Origin of the sequence: Winogradskyella forsetii (genome assembly GCF_013394595.1) — a bacterium.
GTDB classification, from domain to species: Bacteria; Bacteroidota; Bacteroidia; order Flavobacteriales; family Flavobacteriaceae; genus Winogradskyella; species Winogradskyella forsetii.
The window spans coordinates 3,921,545-3,944,585 of sequence record NZ_CP053348.1 but is presented as its reverse complement, the minus strand read 5'-3'; the positions used below and the strand labels follow the sequence as shown (position 1 = coordinate 3,944,585).

22 protein-coding genes and 1 riboswitch are annotated in these 23,041 nt (G+C 33.8%); of the genes, 9 read left to right on the top strand and 13 right to left on the bottom strand.

The genetic code is table 11. The features are described 5' to 3' along the window. The first annotated feature begins 2 nt into the window (after positions 1-2). A complete protein-coding gene (moaA, locus tag HM987_RS16905) occupies positions 3-1,010 on the top strand; it encodes a GTP 3',8-cyclase MoaA (RefSeq protein WP_179009197.1) in 1,008 nt (335 codons plus the stop codon). A 73-nt stretch (positions 1,011-1,083) separates the two neighbouring features. Here moaA and HM987_RS16900 read toward each other — a convergent pair whose 3' ends face one another. From HM987_RS16900 to HM987_RS16875, 6 genes are all read right to left on the bottom strand, one after another. Then, positions 1,084-2,208, bottom strand: a complete 1,125-nt coding sequence (locus HM987_RS16900; protein WP_179009196.1) for a formylglycine-generating enzyme family protein — start codon at positions 2,206-2,208, stop codon at positions 1,084-1,086. Positions 2,209-2,348: 140 nt separating this feature from the next. Continuing rightward, on the bottom strand, positions 2,349-3,302 hold the full coding sequence (gene metF, locus HM987_RS16895) for a methylenetetrahydrofolate reductase [NAD(P)H] (RefSeq protein ID WP_179009195.1): 954 nt from the start codon (positions 3,300-3,302) through the stop codon (positions 2,349-2,351). A 155-nt stretch (positions 3,303-3,457) separates the two neighbouring features. Further along, positions 3,458-6,196 (bottom strand): methionine synthase, encoded by a 2,739-nt coding sequence (gene metH / locus HM987_RS16890; RefSeq protein ID WP_179009194.1) that lies wholly within the window; start codon positions 6,194-6,196, stop codon positions 3,458-3,460. Position 6,197: 1 nt separating this feature from the next. Then, positions 6,198-6,554, bottom strand: a complete 357-nt coding sequence (locus HM987_RS16885) for a four helix bundle protein (protein WP_179009193.1) — start codon at positions 6,552-6,554, stop codon at positions 6,198-6,200. Positions 6,555-6,602: 48 nt separating this feature from the next. Beyond that, the gene (locus HM987_RS16880; RefSeq protein ID WP_179009192.1) at positions 6,603-7,604 is read right to left on the bottom strand and encodes a homocysteine S-methyltransferase family protein; all 1,002 of its coding nucleotides are present in this window, start codon (positions 7,602-7,604) and stop codon (positions 6,603-6,605) included. A 72-nt stretch (positions 7,605-7,676) separates the two neighbouring features. Further along, positions 7,677-8,846, bottom strand: a complete 1,170-nt coding sequence (locus HM987_RS16875; RefSeq protein ID WP_179009191.1) for a trans-sulfuration enzyme family protein — start codon at positions 8,844-8,846, stop codon at positions 7,677-7,679. A gap of 96 nt (positions 8,847-8,942) precedes the next feature. Next, positions 8,943-9,066, bottom strand: a riboswitch (SAM riboswitch). A gap of 136 nt (positions 9,067-9,202) precedes the next feature. Between HM987_RS16875 and HM987_RS16870 the strand changes: the two genes are divergently transcribed. From HM987_RS16870 to HM987_RS16860, 3 genes are all read left to right on the top strand, one after another. Continuing rightward, on the top strand, positions 9,203-9,799 hold the full coding sequence (locus HM987_RS16870) for a HupE/UreJ family protein (protein WP_179009190.1): 597 nt from the start codon (positions 9,203-9,205) through the stop codon (positions 9,797-9,799). 96 nt (positions 9,800-9,895) lie between these two features. Beyond that, positions 9,896-10,324, top strand: coding sequence for a deoxycytidylate deaminase (locus tag HM987_RS16865; RefSeq protein WP_179009189.1), 429 nt, complete (start codon positions 9,896-9,898; stop codon positions 10,322-10,324). Between the two features lie 36 nt (positions 10,325-10,360). After that, positions 10,361-11,968, top strand: a complete 1,608-nt coding sequence (locus tag HM987_RS16860) for a S41 family peptidase (protein WP_179009188.1) — start codon at positions 10,361-10,363, stop codon at positions 11,966-11,968. Positions 11,969-11,971: 3 nt separating this feature from the next. Here HM987_RS16860 and HM987_RS16855 read toward each other — a convergent pair whose 3' ends face one another. Continuing rightward, positions 11,972-12,577 carry an FAD-dependent oxidoreductase gene (locus HM987_RS16855; protein ID WP_179009187.1) on the bottom strand — a complete coding sequence of 202 codons (606 nt, stop codon included), beginning with the start codon at positions 12,575-12,577 and terminating at the stop codon, positions 11,972-11,974. A gap of 84 nt (positions 12,578-12,661) precedes the next feature. Here HM987_RS16855 and HM987_RS16850 point away from each other — a divergent pair, with 84 nt between their 5' ends. Then, on the top strand, positions 12,662-15,679 hold the full coding sequence (locus tag HM987_RS16850; RefSeq protein WP_179009186.1) for a CHAT domain-containing protein: 3,018 nt from the start codon (positions 12,662-12,664) through the stop codon (positions 15,677-15,679). Positions 15,680-15,707: 28 nt separating this feature from the next. Here the strand turns inward: HM987_RS16850 and HM987_RS16845 are convergent, their stop codons facing one another. From HM987_RS16845 to HM987_RS16830, 4 genes are all read right to left on the bottom strand, one after another. Then, positions 15,708-16,271, bottom strand: a complete 564-nt coding sequence (locus HM987_RS16845; RefSeq protein ID WP_179009185.1) for a hypothetical protein — start codon at positions 16,269-16,271, stop codon at positions 15,708-15,710. 27 nt (positions 16,272-16,298) lie between these two features. Further along, a complete protein-coding gene (locus HM987_RS16840; RefSeq protein WP_179009184.1) occupies positions 16,299-17,243 on the bottom strand; it encodes a hypothetical protein in 945 nt (314 codons plus the stop codon). 65 nt (positions 17,244-17,308) lie between these two features. Continuing rightward, positions 17,309-18,016, bottom strand: coding sequence for a tetratricopeptide repeat protein (locus HM987_RS16835; protein WP_179009183.1), 708 nt, complete (start codon positions 18,014-18,016; stop codon positions 17,309-17,311). 1 nt (position 18,017) lies between these two features. Continuing rightward, positions 18,018-18,557, bottom strand: a complete 540-nt coding sequence (locus HM987_RS16830) for an RNA polymerase sigma factor (RefSeq protein WP_179009182.1) — start codon at positions 18,555-18,557, stop codon at positions 18,018-18,020. A 145-nt stretch (positions 18,558-18,702) separates the two neighbouring features. On the opposite strand from HM987_RS16830, the gene HM987_RS16825 reads away from it, so the two are divergent. Next, entirely contained in the window at positions 18,703-19,185 is a 483-nt protein-coding gene (locus HM987_RS16825) for a DUF6252 family protein (RefSeq protein ID WP_179009181.1), read from the top strand. Positions 19,186-19,205: 20 nt separating this feature from the next. Continuing rightward, complete coding sequence (locus HM987_RS16820) at positions 19,206-19,670, top strand: DUF6252 family protein (RefSeq protein WP_179009180.1); 465 nt, start codon at positions 19,206-19,208, stop codon at positions 19,668-19,670. 77 nt (positions 19,671-19,747) lie between these two features. Here the strand turns inward: HM987_RS16820 and HM987_RS16815 are convergent, their stop codons facing one another. After that, positions 19,748-19,945 (bottom strand): hypothetical protein, encoded by a 198-nt coding sequence (locus HM987_RS16815; protein ID WP_179009179.1) that lies wholly within the window; start codon positions 19,943-19,945, stop codon positions 19,748-19,750. Between the two features lie 12 nt (positions 19,946-19,957). Continuing rightward, positions 19,958-20,539: a MarC family protein gene (locus HM987_RS16810; protein ID WP_179009178.1), complete on the bottom strand. Its 582-nt coding sequence runs from the start codon at positions 20,537-20,539 to the stop codon at positions 19,958-19,960. Between the two features lie 256 nt (positions 20,540-20,795). Here HM987_RS16810 and HM987_RS16805 point away from each other — a divergent pair, with 256 nt between their 5' ends. Together HM987_RS16805 and HM987_RS16800 are read left to right on the top strand one after the other, a co-directional pair. Continuing rightward, positions 20,796-21,368 carry a DUF3109 family protein gene (locus HM987_RS16805; RefSeq protein ID WP_179009177.1) on the top strand — a complete coding sequence of 191 codons (573 nt, stop codon included), beginning with the start codon at positions 20,796-20,798 and terminating at the stop codon, positions 21,366-21,368. Positions 21,369-22,154: 786 nt separating this feature from the next. Beyond that, entirely contained in the window at positions 22,155-23,021 is an 867-nt protein-coding gene (locus HM987_RS16800) for a proprotein convertase P-domain-containing protein (RefSeq protein ID WP_179009176.1), read from the top strand. The last annotated feature ends 20 nt before the right edge of the window (positions 23,022-23,041 follow it).

The following is a 23,041-nucleotide window of genomic DNA, read 5'->3' as shown; positions in this document are numbered from 1 at the left end:
TAATGCAACAACAAGACAACATTTTAACCGATACTTTGGGTAGAAAACACAACTATCTCAGGATTTCTTTGACCGAAAAATGCAATTTGCGTTGTACCTATTGTATGCCTTCTGAAGGTGTGCAACTATCACCAAGACAACATTTAATGAATGCAGATGAAATTTATAATATCGCAAAAGTGTTTGTTGCAAATGGCGTCGATAAAATTAGGTTAACAGGTGGAGAACCGCTTGTAAGAAAAGATTTTTCAGAAATTTTAGAACGCTTATCCACTTTAAATACCACGCTTTCCATTACAACCAATGGTATTTTGGTGGATAGATTTCTAGACGATTTTAAGACTTATGGATTAAACAACATCAATGTGAGTTTAGACACTTTAAATGAAGAAAAATTCAATCACATAACCAGACGAGATCAATTTACAAAGGCCTATAATAATATCCATTTACTCATTGAAAATGGTTTTAAAGTCAAATTGAATGTTGTGCTGATAAAAGGATTTAATGATAATGAAATTACTGATTTTATTAAGCTTACAAAAGACTTACCGATTTCAATCCGGTTTATAGAGTTTATGCCCTTTGATGGTAATAACTGGAACAAATCCAAATTGGTGACCCAACATGAAATTCTGGAACAAACAACACATTATTTTGGAGCGAATCAACTCATAAAATTGCAGAATGAACAAAATTTCACGTCGAGGGATTATAAAATTATTGGTTACAAAGGCGAATTCGGAATCATTAGTTCTGTGAGCAATCCGTTTTGTGATGGTTGCAATAGAATTCGTTTAACAGCCAATGGAAAAATTAAAAATTGTCTGTTTTCAAATAACGAAACAGATATACTGACCGCTTTAAGAAATCAAGAATCCATTGAAAATTATATAGCCAAAGCAATTTATAAAAAATTACCAGTACGCGGAGGCATGGATAGTTTTGAATCTTTCAATGACCCAAAAAAACACTCTAAAAATAGGAGTATGATTACTATTGGAGGATAGGTTTTAGATAAAAATTTACGATTGAGAATGCGTAAAATTTGTATCGAGAATCAGAATTTTTCAACTCACGTTGTTAATCCTGAAGCATCTTAACCGTAGCAACAGTTCTAAAACCAGTATGGTCAGATCCTGAATCTGGACTCATTCCCATACGAGCGGAAATCCTAAAACTAGCGCAATACGACGCATGGCATAAAAAAGAACCCCCTTTTATAACACGCTCTGCCTGATACGGATTCGATGGGCTATAAGCTGTTTTTGCACCTTGCGGATTAATCAGTGGCTCTGACGTGTCAATGTCTTTATAATAATTCACATTAAAAAGATCACTAGTCAGTTCCCATACATTACCCATCATATCATAAATTCCAATACTATTAGGTTCGTATGATTTTACTGGAGCAATCAATTCAAAACCATCGACACTTTCATTTTTAACAGGAAATGTGCCTTGCCATGTATTAGCTTTATCGATTAGAATTTCAGGATCGTTTCCCCAAGTAAATATATTATCGGTTGCCGTACCTTGGGCTGCAGATTCCCATTCGGCTTCGGTTGGTAAGCGTCTGTTTGCCCATTTGCAATATGCTTTGGCATCTTCTAAAGCAATGTGGACAACTGGAAAATTATCTTGTCCTTCAATAGAGCTGTTTGGGCCTTCGGGTTGTTTCCAATTGGCACCGATTTTCCAGGTCCACCACTGGCTGTAATTGTCCATATTCGCAACTGCATTCATGTCTTTATTAAAAATTAAACTTCCCGGTTGCATAATGGAGTCGTGTGGTTTTGGAGTGCCTTCAGGAAGTTTCTTTTTCATTTCTTCCCAATCTATTGGTCGTTCCGCAACAGTGACATAATCTGTAGCATCAACAAAAGCTTTAAATTCTTTATTGGTAACTTCGGTGACATCGATAAAAAAGCCATCAACCGTAACTTGGTGTGCCGGTTTTTCGCGCATCATAGCAAATTGATCGCTTGGTTTAGCACCTTGTGTAAATGTTTTGCCTTTTACCCAAACCATGCCTTCAGGAATATTTATGTTTTCAGGCTTTTCAATTAGAAGCTCATGATTTGTAGTCTTCGTAACTATTGGACTGCTTTTTTCAGTTGGCTTTTTATTGGTGTCATTTTTACAATTGAAGCAGGATATTGATAAAATGATTAGAAGTAATCGGGATGCTTTATTTAGGGTATTCATGTTGCGAATTTTGTTCGAGGTAAATAGTATTGTCAGGGGCGCTCAGAAACTAAAGCCCTAACAAATATAGACATTGAATTTATAACATTGCATTATATTTATACCTCTTAACTTGTCTTTTTAAAACTTCAAAGTGTATTTTAAAACAACGCAGAAGCAATAGCTTTTACATTATCGCTTTTTCCCATTGAGTAGTAATGGAGCACAGGTACACCCGCTTTTTGTAATTCTTTGGATTGTTCAATGGCCCATTCAATACCAACCTGTCTCACGTCTTGATTTGTTTTACAGTTTTCAATACTTTCAATCAAATCTTGCGGTAAATCTATCTTAAAAACTTGAGGTAACAACTGCAAGTGACGCTTCACCGCAATAGGTTTTATACCGGGAATAATAGGTACATTAATTCCTTCTTGTTTTGCGGCTTCTACAAATTCAAAAAACTTTTTATTGTCAAAAAACATTTGGGTTACCACGTAATCCGCTCCTGCATCCACCTTTTCCTTTAGGCGTTTTAAATCGGTTTTTAGGGAAGGCGCTTCTATATGTTTTTCAGGATAACCAGCGACACCAATACAAAAATCAGATTTATCATCGGCTTCGAGCACGTCGTGTAAATATTTCCCTTTGTTCAAGTTTTGAATCTGACTAACCAAACCTTTTGCAAATTGGTGACCACCATCACAAGCTTCAAAATATTGTTGATGCTTCATGGCATCACCACGCAAAGCCATCACATTTTCAATCCCTAAATAATGGCAATCGACGAGCAGATATTCGGTTTCTTCCTTGGTAAATCCTCCACACAACACATGTGGAACCGTATCTATATCATATTTATGCTTTATAGCTGCACAAATACCAACAGTTCCTGGTCGCATCCGTGTGATTTTTCGATCCAAAAGCCCATCTTTTTTAATATAAAGATATTCTTCTCTAGAAGTTGTGACATCTATAAAAGGAGGATTGAATTCCATTAAAGGATCAATATTATTATATAATTGCTGAATACTATTTCCCTTTTTTGGTGGAATTATTTCAAAGGAAAATAAGGTTTTTCCGTTAGCGTTTTTTATGTGTTCTGTTACTTTCATAATATTGCCCACGCAAGTGGGTATCTCTTTAAAACTCCCTTTAACTTCAAAAGGGACATTTTTTTATTTATTTTGGCGTTACCACAAGGGTCGCGCTTTCCGTTATATCTTTTTCTCGTGCCTCTAAAAAGGATGCCACTGCAATCGCTAACGCACTAGTCTGCGATATTAGGACTCAACCATTTTGTCGCCTCTTCATTTGAAATACCTCTTCTTTTAGCATAATCCGCAACTTGATCTTCTTTAATTTTTCCCAATCCAAAATATCTGGCTTCAGGATGACCAAAATAATAACCACTTACACTTGCAGCTGGCCACATCGCTAAACTCTCAGTAAGCTTGACTCCTATGTTTTCTTCAACCTTTAAAATTTTCCAAATAGTTTTCTTTTCTAGATGGTCCGGACATGCTGGATAGCCTGGTGCTGGCCTGATACCTTTATAACTTTCTTTTATGAGATCGTCATTAGATAAGTTCTCATTTTTAGCGTAACTCCAGTGCTTTGTTCTTACGTCTTTGTGTAAATATTCTGCAAAGGCTTCGGCTAAACGATCCGCCAATGCTTTAATCATTATGGAATTATAATCATCGTGATCGGCTTCAAATTTTGACGCTAATTCTGCGGTTCCAAATCCTGTGGATACGCAAAAACAACCCATATAATCTTGTTTTCCTGTTGCTTTCGGTGCAATGAAATCGGCTAAGGCTATGTTTGGTTTGCCCTGGGCTTTTTTGGATTGCTGACGAAGGGTTAAGAATTTGTACCTTTCTTCTTTTACAGATGCCGAATCACCCTCAGCATGACATTCGGATACGTCTAGTTCAATATCATCATTTACAGTATTTGTAGGAAATAATCCGAAAATACCTTTCGCTTTTAGCAATTTTTCATCGAAAATACGTTTCAACAATACTTTGGCGTCAGCGAATAATTCTGTAGCTTGTTCTCCAACCACTTCATCGTTTAAAATATCAGGATATTTTCCATGTAAATCCCAACTTCTAAAAAATGGCGACCAATCGATAAAATCTTCAAGTTTGGTAAGGTCAAAATCTTCTAAAATCTGAATGCCTAAATGTTTTGGTTTCACGAGTTCAGAAGTATCCCAATCAATTTTGAATTTATTTTTTCGAGCTTCAGCAATCGTCAAATATTCTTTTTTCTTGGTACGTTTTAAGAATTGTTCCCTAAACGCATCATAGTCTTCTCGAATCTGTTCTTTATAAATTTTACTATCTTTTTTTAGCAAATCGCCAACCACGGTTACAGCTCTTGAGGCATCGTTAATATGAACTACGGTATTGCTATAATGTGGTGCAATCTTCACAGCCGAATGTGCTCTAGAGGTGGTGGCTCCACCAATGATCAATGGAATGTCTATGTTTTGCTTTTCAAGGGCTTTAGAAACATACACCATTTCATCGAGTGACGGTGTAATTAAGCCACTGAGACCGATAATATCTACTTTTTCTTTAATGGCAGTTTCAATAATTTTTTCTGGTGGCACCATCACACCAAGGTCAATAATTTCGTAATTGTTACAACCTAAAACCACACTTACAATGTTCTTGCCAATATCGTGAACATCACCTTTTACGGTGGCCATTAAAATTCTGCCTGCAAATTCTTGTTTCCCATCTTTTTCGGCTTCAATAAAAGGCTGCAAATAGGCAACGGCTTTTTTCATCACACGAGCAGATTTCACCACTTGTGGCAAAAACATTTTTCCACTGCCGAATAAATCGCCGACCACATTCATACCAATCATTAAGTGCCCTTCGATGACTTCAATGGGTTTATTTGAAGCTAATCGGGCTTCTTCAACATCTTCAATGATAAAGGCATCGATACCTTTCACTAAGGCATGCGTGATTCTATCCTGTAAAGGTTCGTTCCGCCATTCCTGCACTGCCGCATCTTTGCTTGTAGAGGTTGAACCTTTTGCCTTAAGTTCTTCTGCAAAATCCAATAAGCGTTCTGTGGCATCATCGTTTCTATCGAATAGCACATCTTCAACGAGTTCTAATAAATCTTTGTCTATTTCGTCATAAATTTCAAGCATCGTCGGATTTACAATACCCATGTTCATCCCATTTTTTATGGCATGATATAAAAACGATGAATGCATGGCTTCACGCACCACATTATTGCCTCTAAAAGAAAACGACACATTACTCACACCACCTGAAACGTTGGCATAAGGCAAATTCTCGCGAATCCATTTGGTAGCTTCAAAAAAGTCGATGGCATTTCTACGATGTTCGTCCATGCCTGTGGCTACGGGAAAAATATTGGGATCGAAAATAATATCTTGTGGAGGGAAGTTGAGTTCGTTAACTAAAATATGATAGGAGCGTTTGCAGATTTCTATACGCCTGTCGTAATTATCTGCTTGACCGTCTTCATCAAAAGCCATAACAATGACGGCTGCACCATAGCGTTTAACCAATTTAGCTTGACGCTTAAATTCGGCTTCGCCTTCTTTTAAACTTATGGAATTAACCACACATTTTCCTTGTGCGACTTGCAATCCGGCTTCAATGATTTCCCATTTTGAACTATCGATCATTAAAGGGATTCGAGAAATATCTGGTTCTGAAGCAATAAGATTTAGGAATGTGGTCATGGCATGGACGCCATCGAGCATACCTTCATCCATATTGACATCTAGAATCTGTGCACCGCCATCGACTTGATCTCTTGCCACTTCTAAGGCTTCGTCATACTTTTCCTCTTTTATCAAGCGTAAAAACTTACGTGAACCGGTCACATTAGTACGTTCTCCAACATTAATAAAATTACTTTCTGGTGTTACCACTAAAGGTTCAAGACCGGAAAGGGTTAAATACTTAGGGTTGTTTGTTGTTTGTTGTTTGTTGATAGATGTACTCATATCAATTTTTCGATTTGAAATATTTTATGAATCCGTTGAGTAATTTTTTGCAAGAAGTAACTTGTTCTAGAATCGTTTCTAATTGTTTATTAGAAATATAATCTAAATCGAAGGCTAAATAAAGTTGTGTTTCTAGTTCGTATAATGAACCTCGAGAAATATATAAAAATTGAATTGTCTCTTTATTGTATTGTCGTCCAAGGCCTTCTGCAATATTCGATGGTACTGAAACCGAACATCGCCTTACTTGATTGGTTAGCGAAAACAGTTCGTCTTTAGGAAATAAATTACCTATTAAATAAACTGATTTTACTAATTCTCTTGATTTTATCCAAACATCTAATTCTGTATAATTCATCTTTATTGATTTTTTTTATTAATGTTTATTTCAACCAACAACTATCAACTAAACACCAATAACCATTTTTCTCGGTTTGTATTTTTTCGCCACATCAGCAATCGCTTTGATATGATCAGGACTTGTGCCACAACAACCACCAATGATATTGATGATACCATCCTTTAAATAGTCTTCAATATACTGTTGCATTTGTTTTGGTGATTCATCGTATTCCCCAAATGCATTGGGTAAACCTGCATTTGGATGTGCTGAGGTAAAAAATTCAGTTTCGTTAGATAAACGTTGTAAATAAGGTTTCAATTGTTGAGCACCAAGTGCGCAATTAAAACCAACACTTAATAACGGAATATGCGAAATTGACGTTAAAAAAGCTTCAACCGTTTGTCCAGATAAGGTTCTACCTGAAGCATCAGTAATGGTTCCCGAAACCATAATAGGAATATCAATGTTACGCTCTTCCTTAACTTCTTCAATGGCAAATAAAGCAGCTTTTGCATTGAGGGTATCAAAAATGGTTTCCACTAAAAGCATATCGACACCTCCATTAATTAACGCTTCAACTTGTTGCTTGTAGGCCATTCGTAATTCGTTAAACGTTATTGCTCTGTATTCTGGTCGGTTAACGTCAGGTGATAAACTCGCGGTTTTATTGGTGGGTCCAATACTTCCTGCTACAAAGCGTGGTTTTTCCGGATTAGCTTTTGTGAATTTATCGGCAACTTGTTTAGCGATTTTGGCAGATTCTAAATTCAATTCGTAAACCAAATCTTCCATTTCGTAGTCTGCCATGGCGATGGTCGTACCAGAAAAGGTGTTGGTTTCCACGATGTCTGCTCCAGCTTCAAAATATTTGGCATGGATTTCTGCAATGGCTTTGGGCTGCGTTAAGGACAATAAATCGTTGTTTCCTTTTAAGGATGAAGGATAATCTTTAAAACGCTCGCCTCTAAAATCTTCTTCAGTGAAATTATATTGCTGAAGCATGGTTCCCATAGCGCCATCGAGGACTAAGATTCGTTTTTGTAATACTTCTTTTATTTTACTCATAGTTATAAATTGTTCTCGATACAATTTTATTCTCCCGAAAGCATTCGGAGAATAAAATCACTCGAACGGACGTTAGTTTTCTAAGGCTTGTTTTAAATCGTTTATAATATCCTCAGGATGTTCCAATCCGATGGAAACCCTAATCAATCCACCAGTAATTCCTGTTTCTAAACGTACATCTTCGTTTAATTTAGCGTGCGTTGTAGATGCTGGATGCGTCACTATACTTCTGGTATCGCCTAAATTTGCAGAGAGTGATAACAATTTTATGGAATTTAGAAATTTCCGACCAGCTTCAATACCACCTTTAACTTCAAAAGCCACAATGCTTCCGCCTAACTTCATTTGCTGTTTGGCTAATTCGTATTGTGGATGCGATTTTAAAAATGGATATTTTACAAAATTCACGTTATCATGAGACTCTAAAAATTCGGCCACTTTTAAAGCACTATCACAATGCCTATCCACTCTAACGGGCAATGTTTCCAAACTTTTAGATAACACCCAAGCATTAAACGGTGATAATGCAGGACCAGTATTTCTCGAAAACAGATAAATTTTCTGGATTAAATTGGCAGAGCCAACAGTGACGCCTCCCAAAACGCGTCCTTGGCCGTCCATTAATTTAGTAGCAGAATGAATGACCAAATCGGCACCAAATTTTATAGGTTGCTGTAAATATGGTGTGGCAAAACAATTGTCCACAATAAAAAGGATATTATGTTTTTTCGCCAAATCTCCTAACCGTTTTAAGTCTAAAATATCAACAGCTGGATTTGTGGGGCTCTCGGCATAAATAACTTTGGTGTTGGGCTGAATGAGACTTTCGATGTTGTCTAATTCATCAATTTTGAAATAGCTAGTAGAAATATTCCACTTCGGTAAAATGTTATTGAATAAGGTTTGAGTTGAACCAAAAATGCTACGACAAGATAGGATATGGTCTTCCGAACTCAATAGAGCGGCAAATGTTGAAAACACGGCTGACATCCCAGAGGCAAAGGCATAACCACGTTCAGCACCTTCCATTAAACATACTTTTTCGACAAACTCGGACGTATTTGGATTGGAATACCTACTGTAAATGTTGCGTTCTTTTTCATCTGCAAAAGAAGCACGCATATCTTCAGCATCTTCAAAAACATAACTTGAAGTTAGATACAACGGACTAGAGTGTTCTAAGAATTGCGTTCGATCAATTTGCGTTCGTATGGCTTGTGTTTCTATGTGTTTTGAGTTCATTTTTATTTTTTAACAAATCAAAATACCAAATCCTTATGGATATGGTTTATAGTAAAATGCTAAAAAGAATTTGAATTACTGTTGTGTAATTACGTTGGGTTATCTATCCAATCACACGATAAATGAATCGGTAATTACGTAGAATTTAGCACCTTCTTAATAAGTTTAAGGGTTGCTAAGGCTTCATTGGGTCTAATCCCTCTGCCTTTCTTGATAACATTTCAATACGTTATTTGAACTTTATGAAGTACAATATTCCGAAAGAAATCAGTAATAAGCAAATTTTATTCACTTTATTTTAACAGAGGCGTATGGTCTTTTAATTGTAACTTTGACACATCCCAAATGAATTAATTATGTTAGATAATTTCTGGTTTAATGTACAATATGGCATGAACCATGTTTTAGATATCAACGGCTACGACCATGTGCTTTTCCTAATGGTTTTAGCTGTGCCTTATGTTTTTAAAGGATGGAAACGCGTGCTTTTGCTTGTTACCATGTTTACCTTAGGGCATACATTATCTTTGATTTTAGCGTCTTACGGTATTGTAAAGGTCAATAGTAAATTGGTTGAGTTTCTTATTCCAATTACGATTTTAGTGGCGGCTATTTATAATTTGTTTACGGCGAGTAGAAAGACGCAAAGTAATAAAGTAGGTGTCTTATTTTTTACAACCTTATTTTTTGGACTCGTACATGGATTGGGTTTTGCAAGGGAATTTAAAATGTTTGCTGGTCAGTCTGAAAATAAATTGGAACTTTTAATCGAGTTCGCACTAGGGATTGAAATAGCTCAAATCATCATTGTATTTATCGTTTTGTTTATTGGTTTTCTATGCCAAACGGTTTTCAGAGTTTCCCGTCGTGATTGGGCTTTGGTATGTTCATCCATCGTCATCGGTTTAGTGATCCCGATGATTATAGGAAGTGATTTACTGAGTAATGGCTAAAGTTTGGTAAAACTTTAACGGCTAGTAAATTGGTTATAAAATACGAAGCGTTTATATTCGTTACTACTAAGTAAACTTGTACTAGAATAAGAATTAATGCCAGACAAAAAACAACTACGTTACGATAAAGCTTATTTACGCATTGCCAAAGAATGGGGAAAATTATCCCATTGCAAACGCAAACAAGTTGGCGCACTTATTGTGAAGGATAGAATGATAATTTCTGATGGCTACAACGGTACACCAACAGGTTTTGAGAATTATTGTGAGGATGACGAAGGCTATACCAAATGGTATGTGTTACATGCCGAAGCCAATGCGATTTTAAAAGTGGCATCTTCAACACAATCTTGTAAAGGGGCGACCTTATATATTACACTGTCGCCATGCAAGGAATGTAGTAAACTGATTCATCAGGCAGGAATAATACGTGTGGTGTACCAGCAAGGTTATAAAGATGATTCTGGATTACAATTTTTGGCAAAGGCAGGAATAGAACTAGAACTAATTGAAGATATAGAATAAGATTCCTCCCGATGCTGCGGGATCATGGGAAATATTATGGCAACAAAAAACAAATACATACCGCTTATTATAGGAATTGCGATTGCAGCAGGTGTGGTTATTGGTGGACGATTGAACTTTACAGATACTTCAGACAATCTTTTTTCTACCAACAGCAAAAAGGATAAACTCAACCGTTTAATAGATTATATAGATTACGAATACGTAGAAGAGGTAAACACCGATAGTATTGTGGATGTTACCGTTAACGGTATTCTAAATAATCTTGATCCACATTCCTCCTACATTCCCAAGGAAGATTTAGAGCGAATTACTGAAAATATGAAAGGTAATTTTGTGGGTATTGGTGTGAATTTTTATCCTTATAGAGATAGTATTGCCGTAGTGAAACCGACAGAAGGTGGTCCAAGTGAAAGTGCAGGAATTATGGGTGGTGACCGTATACTATATGCAGATGGAGACACACTTTACGGCCGAAAAATTGATAACGAGTTATTAGGTAAAAAACTTAGAGGTAAAAAGAATAGTACCGTAAAATTGACCGTTTTTAGAAAAGGTGAGGACGAATTGTTGGAGTTTGACGTGAAGCGCAAAGAGATTCCCATTAAGAGTGTAGATGCGGCCTATATGTTAACTGACGATTTGGGATACATTAAAATGAATCGTTTTGCGGAATCTACTTTTATGGAATTTAAAGAGGCTTTAGAAGAACTCAAAGATTTTGGGGCGACAAAATTAGCCTTGGATTTAAGAGATAATCCTGGCGGATTTTTGGGTATTGCAGAGCAAATTGCAGACGAATTTTTAGAAGATGATAAGCTCATCTTGTTTACTAGAGATAAAAAAGGAAAGGAAGAACGCACTTATGCAACCAGACGAGGTGATTTTGAAGAGGGCGAAATTTATATTCTCATTAATGAAAACTCAGCATCAGCAAGTGAAGTTATTGCAGGCGCGCTTCAGGATAATGACAAAGGTATTATAGTCGGGAGACGCTCTTATGGTAAAGGATTGGTACAGCGCGAAATGGCATTAGGCGATGGTAGTGCAGTCCGGCTTACAGTTTCCAGGTACTATACACCAACAGGTCGTTCCATTCAACGACCTTATGTTAATGGTGACAGCGACAGTTATTACGACGATTATTACAAACGTTTAAGAACTGGGGAATTGGCAGATGAAGAAAGTATAGTGGTAGATGATTCGCTAAAATTTACAACACCAAAGGGAAAAGTGGTCTATGGAGGAGGAGGCATCATTCCAGATGTTTTTGTTCCAGTCGATCGGTTGTTTGACAATGAAACCATAAATTACCTTCGACGAAGAGGTCATTTTGGTTATTTTGTTTTTGAAGAATTGGATAAAAATAGGAGTGTATATGAGAATGTCACTAAATATGATTTCATTAATAATTTTGAAGTTAGTGATGATATCGTTGTGCGTTTTCAGGACTATATAAATAAACAAGAACGCACCAACATTACCTTCGTTGCGTATAATGATGAGATCAGGCTTCTGATAAAAGCGACCCTTGCGCTTCAGTTATTTGACGATAATGCCTTTGAAGAAATTATAAATAAGGAAGATATTATGGTACAGGAGGTGATTCTTCTAAGTACTGAGTATCCTAGTTACAAAGAGTAATATTTATATAATCTTATCGTGCACTTTAGTATGTTTACCATCGTTCCAAAGCGTTAAAATATCCGTTGCCACATGCGATCCGCTGCCGCAAGCCATTGAAAACTGACTGCGCCAGCCTGCTAACGTTCCAGCAACATATAGATTTTCTTCAATAAGATGATTGGTGTTTTTCAACCAAATTCTATCTTTTTCAATTGCAGCTCTTGGATGTGGCTCTATATAATTTTCTAACCCTTTTATGGTCATTAAACTTGTATATCCAACGGCAATTACGACGATTTTAGAGCGGTAACTATTTTTATTAGTGTTGACAATAAAGCCTTCACTAGCTTTTGCAATTCTTGTTACCTTTTCTTTTTCAATTTGGAAAATATGAGGATAAAGATTTGCTAGTTGTGCTTTTCCTTCTTTGAGAATATTAGAACCCAAAGTACCAGGCTGTAATCCCAAAACATTGTTAAATAAAGCATTTTGAAGATGTGATGTTTTTTGATGCGTAATAATAGCAATAGATTTGTTCCTAGCAAATTCCTTGTCTCTTGCTGAACCCAAGACTAAAGCACAAGATAAACCTGCCGCTCCGCCACCAATTATTAAGGTATCATACATAAGGATTTATTTTATTTTAAATGGTATTAATAAACTAAATAACAGATATAATTTTATCTTTAGAGTGATGAATATTTCTTCGTTATGAACATTAATATAAGGCATTTTCTTTTCATTTTCTTAATATTATGGACTTCTTGTAAAGATACATCTAAGCTAGAGTCCAATAATAAAAATAATGACTCAACTTCCAAATTTAATGTGAGTGATAGTCTTAATCTTGTTAAAAGTAATCGCATACTAAATTCTGCAATTAGCAGAATTAAAAATGGTGAGTTTGATGAAAAAACAGGCCAATTATTGGATAGTGCATTAACGGTATTTAATGTTATTAAAAGTCCATCAGCTCAAGACTTAGCTAATATATACAGCTATTTTGACGTATATACCTACAGAAATCAGCAACCTAACAAAAATATCATCTACAATAGAGAATTTATAAAACGTTACAAAAAACACAAAAATAAAAACTTTCAGAAGTTATCTATTGCTATGTCTAACCTAGCTTATTCATTGATAGATGTTGGAAAGCCTTACGCTGCAATCTCAGAAAGTCTTAGGCCACTTCAAAAATTAATAGACTCCTTATTAAATGAAAAAATAGCTGATACTTTGGAAAGCCAACTTAAAGTTACTCAGATAGTAAATTATAGACAATTAATTATAACAGCTCAAGATTTAGAGAATGGTGAAATTTTAAGAGCCTCGATAGATGATTTTGAACGGTATTTAAATAAGAAAGAAACCTCTAAACAAGCTTTAGAATTTTTGCCTTACGCCTTAAGTAATTTGGCTGATGTGTCTATTGAGCTCGGTAATTTTGAAAAAGCAAAAGAACACATCGAATATTGGAAAAGTATTATACCAGCAGATAATTATATTGATCAATTGATGATAATTGATTTAGAATCTAAAATACAAAAAGAGAACAAGGATTTTGAAGGGCTAAATGAAAGTTATAGAAACGCAGAAATTATCTACAAAAAAATTGAAAACGAAAACCCATTTAAGAATACGTTCTATGCCTCCTTATTGTATAGGATTTCAAGTTTAAATTTAGAAAATGAAAGTATAAATGATGAAGATTTAAATAGAGTTATCAATACACTGAAAACTTTAAGTCAATCTAACGTCAAAAAAGATACTGTTTTTATGCTATATGCTCAGGATTTGAAGATTTCAAGATTTTTAAATGAGCAAAACTTAGACTCTATTCCTTATTATATTGATTCTCAATATAGTCTTGCAAAAGACTTTAAAAAGACAGATTTTCTAAATAAAAATTTACTCCATAAAATGAGATTTTCATTTCTTAACAACAACTTAGAGGCAGTTGAAGATGTTGTTCAGAGATTTTTACAGAGAATTTCGATTTATGACATAAAAGCTATAAGCGGTGTGGATGAAGATTTTAAAAATAATCTATATGGCAGCATTCATACTGCACAAACTGCTATTGAGTTGAGTAATATAATCTTGAATAATATAAACACATCAAACGAAGAAGTTCTTGCTTATAAAGCTTATAAACTAGCTCTTTTGGCTGCCATTTTGGTAGATGTTAATAAATCTAAATTTAATAATAATCTATTAGAAGAAAATCTAATTGATAACATTAATAAAAACCTACTACGTACTATTGCAATAAACCAAAGTTTTATTGATAAAGATTCAAATGATGAGGTTTTAGAAATTGTTGAGCAAAATTTAACCTCACAACTCACGATTAAAAATAGGATTAATAATATTATTTATGAATATCCTATTGAAATTCAGAAAATTTTGGACAGTTTAAATATCATTGAAATAAAACTTTCAGATCTAAAATCTGATATTTCAAAATCAGAAAAGAACAAGGACTCCCTAAAACAATCTTTTCAAGATCTAAAAAATAAAAAAAGTGATGTTTTACTTGAACTAAAGGGTAATCCATTATATCGAGATTTGAATAATGCTTTTGCATTTCATGTCTCAGATTTAAAATCTATTTTATTGGAAGAAGATGTCATTGTCAGATTTTACGATTATGAAAACTTATATGCCTTTCTGATTACCAAAACTGAAACTAAGTTTTTAAACTTAGGAAACAGTAAAAAAATAGATAAGGCTATTTCTAGTTTTACAAAATCGATGAGTACCATACAAGATTTTGAAGAAGACTACAAGACGATTATTTCAGCTTTAGATCCTGTTATTGAAAATTTAGATCAATCTAATGTTACGATAATACCAGATGGAAAAATAGCTTTTGTACCGTTAGAGCTATTAATAAATAGAGATTTGGAAAAAGCGATGACACTAAGCTATAACACCTCATTGAAATTAATTAATCATAAGAAAGACGATTCAACCAGCAGGCTTTTGGCATCATATTCCCCTAATTATACTGTAACCGATGAAAATAGAAATGAGTATATTATGTCTATTGAAAGAAGCAATGGTACTTATGATTTGCCTTTTGCTAGAGAGGAAGCTTCTTATATAACTTCGTTATTTGATGGGCATTTATATAAGGGCAATAACGCTACAAAAAAAGAATTCATCAATACGGCACCTAACTATTCTGAATTACACTTAGCAATGCACGCCTTTGTTGATGAAAATAATGAGTATAATTCTAAATTGTTGTTCGCAGGAAATAATAATAATGATAATCATCTTGACTTAAACTCTATATATAATTTGAATCTAAATGCAGAGTTGATTACTCTGAGTGCCTGTAATACAGGTTATGGTAGAATTGATCCTATCGAGGGTGTCATGAGTTTTTCGAGAGCATTTCAGTATGCAGGTAGTAAAGCAACTGTAACTAGTTTGTGGCGCGTTCCTGATAAGGAAACCTCAATAATAATGAAAAGGTTTTATGAATATCTAAGGCAAGGAGAAACAAAAAGTCAGGCTTTGAAGAAAGCCAAACAATATTATCTGGAAACGGCAGAGGACGTCAACTTGAAACACCCCTATTATTGGGCGGGTTTTGTTTTAACTGGTGATACATCAGCTATTGCAAATAGTCCGAATTATTGGTTATACATTATAATTGGAATGTCAATCCTGACATTGTTGTTTTTGGTAATAAAAAAACGCCTTAATACTAATTAAGACGTTTTGTATATTAAGTAGAATTTAGTTACCAGTTGGCAACCTCTTTTTTCCAAAATAGCCCTTTAATGGTTTGTCCGTTTCTAGTAATCTCAAAAGTACCTACCATATCCAGTACATCATTAAGGTAAGATACATTTCTTCTAATTTCCAATGTGCCAAAAAACTGTTCTCGTTCTTGGTTCTGAATCGTATACATTTCTACAATAACGCTATCCAAATCTTGGGTATCTTGTAATAGTAAAGTTGTTCCACTTAAACCATGCGTATTTACGGCAGATTCTACAAAGTCAAGATTACTAGGTATGGACATTCTAATTTCTAGAGTTTCAAAACCTTCGTTGAGTAAACGTAAGTCTTTGGAATAATTTTGATTTAATAAGGTACTAGTACCCCAACCCAGCACGTTTTGGCCTGTGTAAACCAGGTCTTCATTGTTTTGGGTAACCTCAATTCGGCTACCTTCATCACCAGAAATATTAGATAAATCTGCATAAGTATCTTCTATATTACCACTATTGCTGTCATCATCTTTACTACAATTGAAAATAGTAATTGTAAATAAGCCCAAAATAAATAATGTTTTTTTCATTTTAATTGATTTATAGTTTTTATTGGTTTAATATGTGAGGTATTCCCAGGTGATTGACATATTGAATATTGTGCCATCATTTGCAGTGGCAGTAAGCTCAGCAGCTACTGGATATTCGTTATTATTCAACGTATAAGCAAGAGATTGTGAAATGTTGAAAGTTTCAATTCCATATATGTTATATTCCTTTAAGCTCATATTTTTTATGTTGTATTCTGGTATGTATTGCATACTAGAAAATCTATAATTATTATCCAGATGAAAATGTGTTATTTCTGGATTAGTATTAAAATCAACTAATGCATCAGTAAATGTAATATCAGAATTTACGCCTATACTTTTCTGCATTAAACGCAGTGGATTTTTAGATGAATCGTATAAAATGTCACGTTGTTCCCGAAGGAAAAAAGAAACACCATCGATAGATTCAAATCTTTTACTCCTTGTTAATTGATTTTGTGAATTATAATTAAATTCTGCTTTTCTAATTGTATTATTAATATGGTCAGTTATGGTAAGTCCTACCAACTGATTAAAATCGTTATAGGTGTAAATTATTTCTCCATTAATTGCAGGGGATTGAGGAAAGAAGGTGCCTTCTGGATAGTCTGTAATCTCTCTTATAATACGTCCTGAATTGTCATATTCTATGGTCCTAAAACCTTGTAAACGAGATATTTTTACTAACTGTCCAGAAATATTGTAAGTATAATTATTACCCTGATACTCCGCTAATAAGGATTGGTCATTGTAAATAAAGTTTATAAACGTGCCATTATAAAATATAGCTTCAATTTTACCATCATCGAGGTAAGTTGCCTCGTAAGAATGAGTTAAATTTGCATAAGTTTTTGTGATCTTTTTTAGTTTTATTGTAGCTTCTGGTTCGGTTGTATTAATGTTATCATCATTACTACAGCTAAAAGTGAGTAGTACAATAAGTAAGCTAAATAATAAATTGTTAATTTTCATAATAAGTTGATTCATCAATAGGTTATTTTTCTATTAATGATAACTTTATAAAAAGGTAAACTTATTTATTTGAGATTTTTAAGAATATGTTGAGCAGCCTTGTAGTTATAAGACTTTTCGATACTAATTGTTTTTAGTAAAACTTTGGCGTCTTTGGTATTATTGGCTTTAAGGTAGGCCAATGCCAAATACCAATTAGATTGTGTGAATAGTTTATCTGTATAGTTTTGATGTGATTTAAATATAGCTATAGCATTTTGAGTATTACTAAGCTCTAATTCGCAAACACCCTGGTAAAATAAATAATAAGATTCTTGGGTCGTATCGTAAAGACTATTAAACTTATCTAGAGCTGTCTTGTAGTCTTTAGTATCATAATATCTAAAAGCCTTTGATTTTTCGTCTTTTAACTCATCGCCGCGTGAAGCAGGTGCAATAATATTACTATAAGGCTCATAATACTGAGCGTATAATTCCTGATTAGAGAGTGTTTCTTTAGATTGTAGTAAACCAAAAACACCAAATGCTATTACAATTGATGCTGCAATAGCTATAATATAATATTTAGATTTCTTTTTTGGTTGTTCAAGCTGTTGTAATCTTTGGCGCAGGTCGTCTTTTTTTGTAGATATAATGGCAGTTTTAACCTCTTCTTCCAAAGTAACCTGAGCTTTAAAGTTGGCATCGTTTTGCAGCAAATCTTCAAAACGCGCTTTTTCGCTTGTGTTGAGTTTGCCTTCAAAATAAAGTGCTATTAATTCTTCGTTCTTCATGCTATGCTTTTACGAGTTGTCTTAATTTTTTTAAACATCTCGATTTTAAACTTTTTACAACATCTGTTTTATCGTAATTTTCAATCACCTTTATATCTTGTAATGTTTTTCCTTTAAGATAAAATAGTTCTAAAATGAGTTGACATTGTTTGCCAAGCTTTTTAAAATTCTTTTTTACAAGTTGTTCTTGTTCAGATAATATCTCTTTTTCTAAACTGAAGTTCTCAATCGTTATACCTTCATTTATGGGCACATCAATAATTTTTAATTTTGAATTCGCTCTTAGGTATTCATAGATTTTAAATTTACCAATACTGAAAAGATAGGTTTTTATACTGCTTGTAAATTCAGTCAGTTTTCCATTTAATAAGTTTTCATAAAAGCTTAAAAACGTTTCTTGGTAAATATCTATAATCTCATCGTCATTAAGTGAAAATTTTCTGGCAAACCCTATAAATTCATTTTTATAATTTTTATATAACATCTCAAAGCTATTGTTTTTGCTTTGCAATAAATCAGCTATAGAAGGTTCTTTGTTCATTAATGTATTTAAGGCTAAAAAGTAAACTCAAAGTTAGAAAAACATTTTAGAAAATAGACATTAAAAAATAATTACAAAAGTGTGTTTACTTCTTCTCATAATTTGCATTAATGGCAGAGTAACAATTTAAAAACCTATTTAAAAAATGAAAGTATTAAAAACAATGTGCGTTTTGGTATTACTTATTCTTATGGTATCATGTAGTAGTGAAGATGACTCTAGTAACAATCAAAACCCAATTACGGAACCTTTTTTTGTAAAAATTAACGGTGAAGATTTTGTACCTCTACAAATTGAGGCCGTGCTAACCGCAGGTACTATTAATATTGAAGGGATCAATACTGAAGGTGTTGATGTGATCATAGGATTTTCAAGTGATTTTGAATCTGGTGATGTTCTAAATGCAGGTCTATTTGGTACCAACGGAACAGATATTTTTGTTCCTATTTATGATACGGACAACGGCGGTTTCTTTGCTACTAGTGGTATATTAACTATTACGGCTCACAATAGAGATACCAATGAAATATCAGGTAGGTTCAATTTTTCTGGTCCAGACCCAGATGATTCTACTAGTACGCTCAACTTTACTGAGGGTGAATTTATGGTAACCTATACGGAACAATAATTTTAAAATTTATTTGAAATATGAAACTGTTAACAACAATTTTATTTTTAACGCTATCGTTAGTGCAGACATCTTGCGGTAACGATGATACGTCCTCAAATAATAATTCTGACAATTTTTTAATTGTGAAAATTGAAGGCGATGAATTTAAAGCGAGTTTTGTAAACGGATTAATTGTCGTGCGAAATAACATAACAATAAGTGGTAGTGATGTTAGTGGTAATAATGTTGTACTTAATTTTCCTCTAAACTCAGCTACTGGCGATACCTTTACTATAGACAATGGATTTATGGCAAGTTTCGATCATTCCAATGGAGATGCCGCAGTTTCTAGTCAAGGTAGTGTCACAATTACTTCTCACAATAAGGATACAAAAAGAATCTCTGGGACTTTTAGTTTTGTTGGTTCGCCTCTTGAGGCAGACGGACTGACCTATAATTTTACCAGTGGAACTTTTGAAACTGCCTATAATTTAATCAACTAATAAAATCTATAATCCTTAATTTAATAAGCCTAAATTAATTTATTTGAGTTAGTCAGTTAAAAAATATATTTAGGCTTCTATTTTTTTGACAAGGCTTCTATTTTTTTAGAAATTCTAAGAATTTGTAAGAGTATAAGTGCACAAAGCGCAGCTACAATCGTAATAATTGCGGTTTGACTTTTGCCTTCAAACAGGGCTTCAAAATTTAACATCGTTGCATTAAAAATGATGAGCGCAATGGCAATTACAGATAAAATAAGGGTGAAGATCTTCATATTTCAAAATTTTTATGCTAATAATTCTTTAATATTATGAGCAAATAGTTTTACGGCTATGGCTAACAAAATTACGCCAAAAACTTTTCTTATTATTTTAATTCCGTTCGCACCAATAACATGTTCAATTTTTGCTGAAGTTTTTAATACAATATATATCACAATTACGTTACAAATAACGGCAACAATGATATTTTCAATAGCGAACTCGGCACGTAAAGATAATAAAGTGGTTAAACTTCCTGGTCCTGCCATCAACGGAAATGCCAATGGAAAAACCGAAGCCGTCATGGCATCGTGTTCATCGTCTTTATAAAGTGTAACACCCAAAACCATTTCTAAGGCAATAAAAAAGATAACAAATGCGCCAGCTACCGCAAAAGAATTGACATCAATGCCAATGAGATTTAATAAACTTTTTCCAACAAAGAGAAAGATAATCATAATTATGCCGGCAATAATAGACGCTTTTTCACTTTGTATATGTCCGACTTTTTTGCGTAAATCCATAATTATCGGAATATTCCCGATAATATCAATAACGGCAAAGAGCACCATAAAGGCTGTAAATATTTCTTTAAAATTTAATTCCATTTTTTAGTTTTTTTAAATTTAGGGTAATCTTTAAAAAACGATTATAAATATTTGATTATCATTTGGTTATTGACTAAAAATCCAATACCCTTCTGAAAATTTTTGCAAAGGTGCGACATTATTAATGATTTGCAATATTAAATTATTGATAACTTTAATAGTTTGTTTCATTGACAACTTTTTGTTCTTGGCGTAAAACTTTAAGTACTTAAAAACTTTAGCTGAACTTATAACTTTTTAGTTTTATTTTTGCACTATGTTTCAACTCGGAAAAACCATAGTCTCAGAAGACATTATAGAAAAGGATTTTGTTTGTAATCTTTCGGCTTGTAAAGGTGCTTGTTGCATTGATGGCGATGCTGGTGCTCCTTTGGATAAGGAGGAGGCGCAAATTCTAGAAGATATTTATCCTAAGGTAAGGCCGTTTCTTCGTAAAGATGGGATTGCTGCTATTGAGAAACAAGGGACTTCGATAACTACAGATTTTGGGGATTTAGAAACACCTTTAATCAACGGAGCAGATTGTGCGTACGTTATTTTTGATAAGAAAAAAACGGCACTTTGCGGCATAGAAGAAGCCTATAACCAAGGGGAAATATCTTGGAAAAAACCAGTGTCTTGTCATTTATATCCGATAAGAGTAAAAGAATATACTGAGTTTTCGGGTGTAAATTACGACAAATGGGAAATCTGTGATGATGCCTGTGCTTTGGGTAAGGAATTACAAGTGCCGGTTTATAAGTTTGTAAAGGAAGCACTGATTAGAAAATTTGGCGAAGATTGGTATGCTGAGTTGGAAAAGGTGGCTGATAACAATTTCAATAAATAAATTAACGCATCATATTTAATAATAGTTCTACTAAAAAGGCATAAGAAAGAAGCAGGTTCTTTCAATCACTTTTTTTAACGTATCAAATTTTACTAATCTAGTCTCTTGGTTAGTTCTGTGTATTTTATACAACAAATTTGTTCGAAATTTTCTGGTCTCAAAACGCAGGCAATCAAAAAAAACCATTAGGGAAATAGTGTATGTAGTTGGATTTAAAGATCCATCGTGGCTCAGCTGTGCTTTTAAGGATAAATTAAGATGTCCATCAAGTGCAATGCGTAAAATAATGATTGTCAATATTATAAGTATTGTTGTGTTGCTCTTTCTGCATTAATAGTAAAAGTTTTCTTCTAAGTTTCAATAATACTACATGAGAATGAAGAAATAGTGATAGTCAAACGGAAGCACTAATAATAATTTTGATTCTAATAAAATAAAGATCATTTAAAATTTGAATTATAACAACCTCTGTTAACCCTTGTTAATTGAGCTTTAAAATTAGCTTCAATCGTTGAAGTACATAACCAATAAATTAAAAATTATGGAAACTAATGTTACATTCTCAAAAGAGGCAATTATTACATCCTACTTTCCTTTAATAATTGATCCTTAATAGTTTTTGAGAATTCTTGGAATTGAAAAGACTTAGAGGCGCGCAATAGCGACCTTTTAATTTAATACTGGAAACAAGACCATAACTAAAAACCTCTATTTAACCCTTTATTTAATAGCACTCTGAATTGAGCTTCAATCGATGAAGTTAATAATCCATTAAATATTATTATCATGAAAAATTTAAATTACACTGGAAAGGCAAAACTAAAGCCAGTTCTAATATTAACAAAGCTATTTACTGTAATATTAATAATTTTTAGTTGCAGTAGTAACGATGATGGCTCAGCAGCGGCAAGAGCTAATAGTTTACAAGTTTTTTCTGGAGACAACCAATCATCATATATAGGTAATCAACTTTCTGATGTTATAGAAATACTTGTTAATGATCAAAACGGCAATGCATTTGCAGGTACAACAGTTAGTTTTTCTGTAAGTGAAGGCACAGTTATACCAAATATTGCAACCACAGATGCTACAGGAAAAGCATTAGTAACTTGGACTCTTGGCAGCAGCATAGGGGAACAAATTTTAACTGCAACTGCTTTTGCTAATGATGGTACACCTTTAATAGGTTCACCATTAAACATCTTGGCAGAGGGTTTGGATCTTTGTCAGATATTAACCAACACGGAACAATTGCCAATAGGTCCAGATGCTGGTACAGAAACCAACTCTATTATTAATGTTTCAGATGATTTTATCATTGCTCCAGATGTTCTAGTATCCATAAATCTTGAACATACTTTTGATGCTGATTTAGAAATATTTTTAATTGCCCCAAACGGCCTAATAATAGAATTGAGTACAGATAATGGTGCTGGGGGTGACAATTATACAAATACAGTATTCGATGATCAAGCATCTGCTTTAATTATTGATGGGATAGCTCCTTTTACAGGGTCTTTTAGGCCAGAAGGTGTTTTAAGTGGTTTAATTGGTAATGAAGCTCAAGGAGATTGGATTCTTAAAATTATTGATGACGCAGGGGCTGATGGAGGTATGTTATTAAGCTGGTCATTACAACTTTGTAGGTCATAAAAGACACAATTAACATAAGA

What these genes read in the sequence shown, in the direction of transcription:
- moaA (WP_179009197.1), top strand. Translation starts at nt 3, where the DNA reads ATGCAACAACAAGACAACATTTTAACCGATACTTTGGGTAGAAAACAC.
- HM987_RS16900 (WP_179009196.1), bottom strand. Translation starts at nt 2,208, where the DNA reads ATGAATACCCTAAATAAAGCATCCCGATTACTTCTAATCATTTTATCA.
- metF (WP_179009195.1), bottom strand. Translation starts at nt 3,302, where the DNA reads ATGAAAGTAACAGAACACATAAAAAACGCTAACGGAAAAACCTTATTT.
- metH (WP_179009194.1), bottom strand. Translation starts at nt 6,196, where the DNA reads ATGAGTACATCTATCAACAAACAACAAACAACAAACAACCCTAAGTAT.
- HM987_RS16885 (WP_179009193.1), bottom strand. Translation starts at nt 6,554, where the DNA reads ATGAATTATACAGAATTAGATGTTTGGATAAAATCAAGAGAATTAGTA.
- HM987_RS16880 (WP_179009192.1), bottom strand. Translation starts at nt 7,604, where the DNA reads ATGAGTAAAATAAAAGAAGTATTACAAAAACGAATCTTAGTCCTCGAT.
- HM987_RS16875 (WP_179009191.1), bottom strand. Translation starts at nt 8,846, where the DNA reads ATGAACTCAAAACACATAGAAACACAAGCCATACGAACGCAAATTGAT.
- HM987_RS16870 (WP_179009190.1), top strand. Translation starts at nt 9,203, where the DNA reads ATGTTAGATAATTTCTGGTTTAATGTACAATATGGCATGAACCATGTT.
- HM987_RS16865 (WP_179009189.1), top strand. Translation starts at nt 9,896, where the DNA reads ATGCCAGACAAAAAACAACTACGTTACGATAAAGCTTATTTACGCATT.
- HM987_RS16860 (WP_179009188.1), top strand. Translation starts at nt 10,361, where the DNA reads ATGGCAACAAAAAACAAATACATACCGCTTATTATAGGAATTGCGATT.
- HM987_RS16855 (WP_179009187.1), bottom strand. Translation starts at nt 12,577, where the DNA reads ATGTATGATACCTTAATAATTGGTGGCGGAGCGGCAGGTTTATCTTGT.
- HM987_RS16850 (WP_179009186.1), top strand. Translation starts at nt 12,662, where the DNA reads ATGAACATTAATATAAGGCATTTTCTTTTCATTTTCTTAATATTATGG.
- HM987_RS16845 (WP_179009185.1), bottom strand. Translation starts at nt 16,271, where the DNA reads ATGAAAAAAACATTATTTATTTTGGGCTTATTTACAATTACTATTTTC.
- HM987_RS16840 (WP_179009184.1), bottom strand. Translation starts at nt 17,243, where the DNA reads ATGAAAATTAACAATTTATTATTTAGCTTACTTATTGTACTACTCACT.
- HM987_RS16835 (WP_179009183.1), bottom strand. Translation starts at nt 18,016, where the DNA reads ATGAAGAACGAAGAATTAATAGCACTTTATTTTGAAGGCAAACTCAAC.
- HM987_RS16830 (WP_179009182.1), bottom strand. Translation starts at nt 18,557, where the DNA reads ATGAACAAAGAACCTTCTATAGCTGATTTATTGCAAAGCAAAAACAAT.
- HM987_RS16825 (WP_179009181.1), top strand. Translation starts at nt 18,703, where the DNA reads ATGAAAGTATTAAAAACAATGTGCGTTTTGGTATTACTTATTCTTATG.
- HM987_RS16820 (WP_179009180.1), top strand. Translation starts at nt 19,206, where the DNA reads ATGAAACTGTTAACAACAATTTTATTTTTAACGCTATCGTTAGTGCAG.
- HM987_RS16815 (WP_179009179.1), bottom strand. Translation starts at nt 19,945, where the DNA reads ATGAAGATCTTCACCCTTATTTTATCTGTAATTGCCATTGCGCTCATC.
- HM987_RS16810 (WP_179009178.1), bottom strand. Translation starts at nt 20,539, where the DNA reads ATGGAATTAAATTTTAAAGAAATATTTACAGCCTTTATGGTGCTCTTT.
- HM987_RS16805 (WP_179009177.1), top strand. Translation starts at nt 20,796, where the DNA reads ATGTTTCAACTCGGAAAAACCATAGTCTCAGAAGACATTATAGAAAAG.
- HM987_RS16800 (WP_179009176.1), top strand. Translation starts at nt 22,155, where the DNA reads ATGAAAAATTTAAATTACACTGGAAAGGCAAAACTAAAGCCAGTTCTA.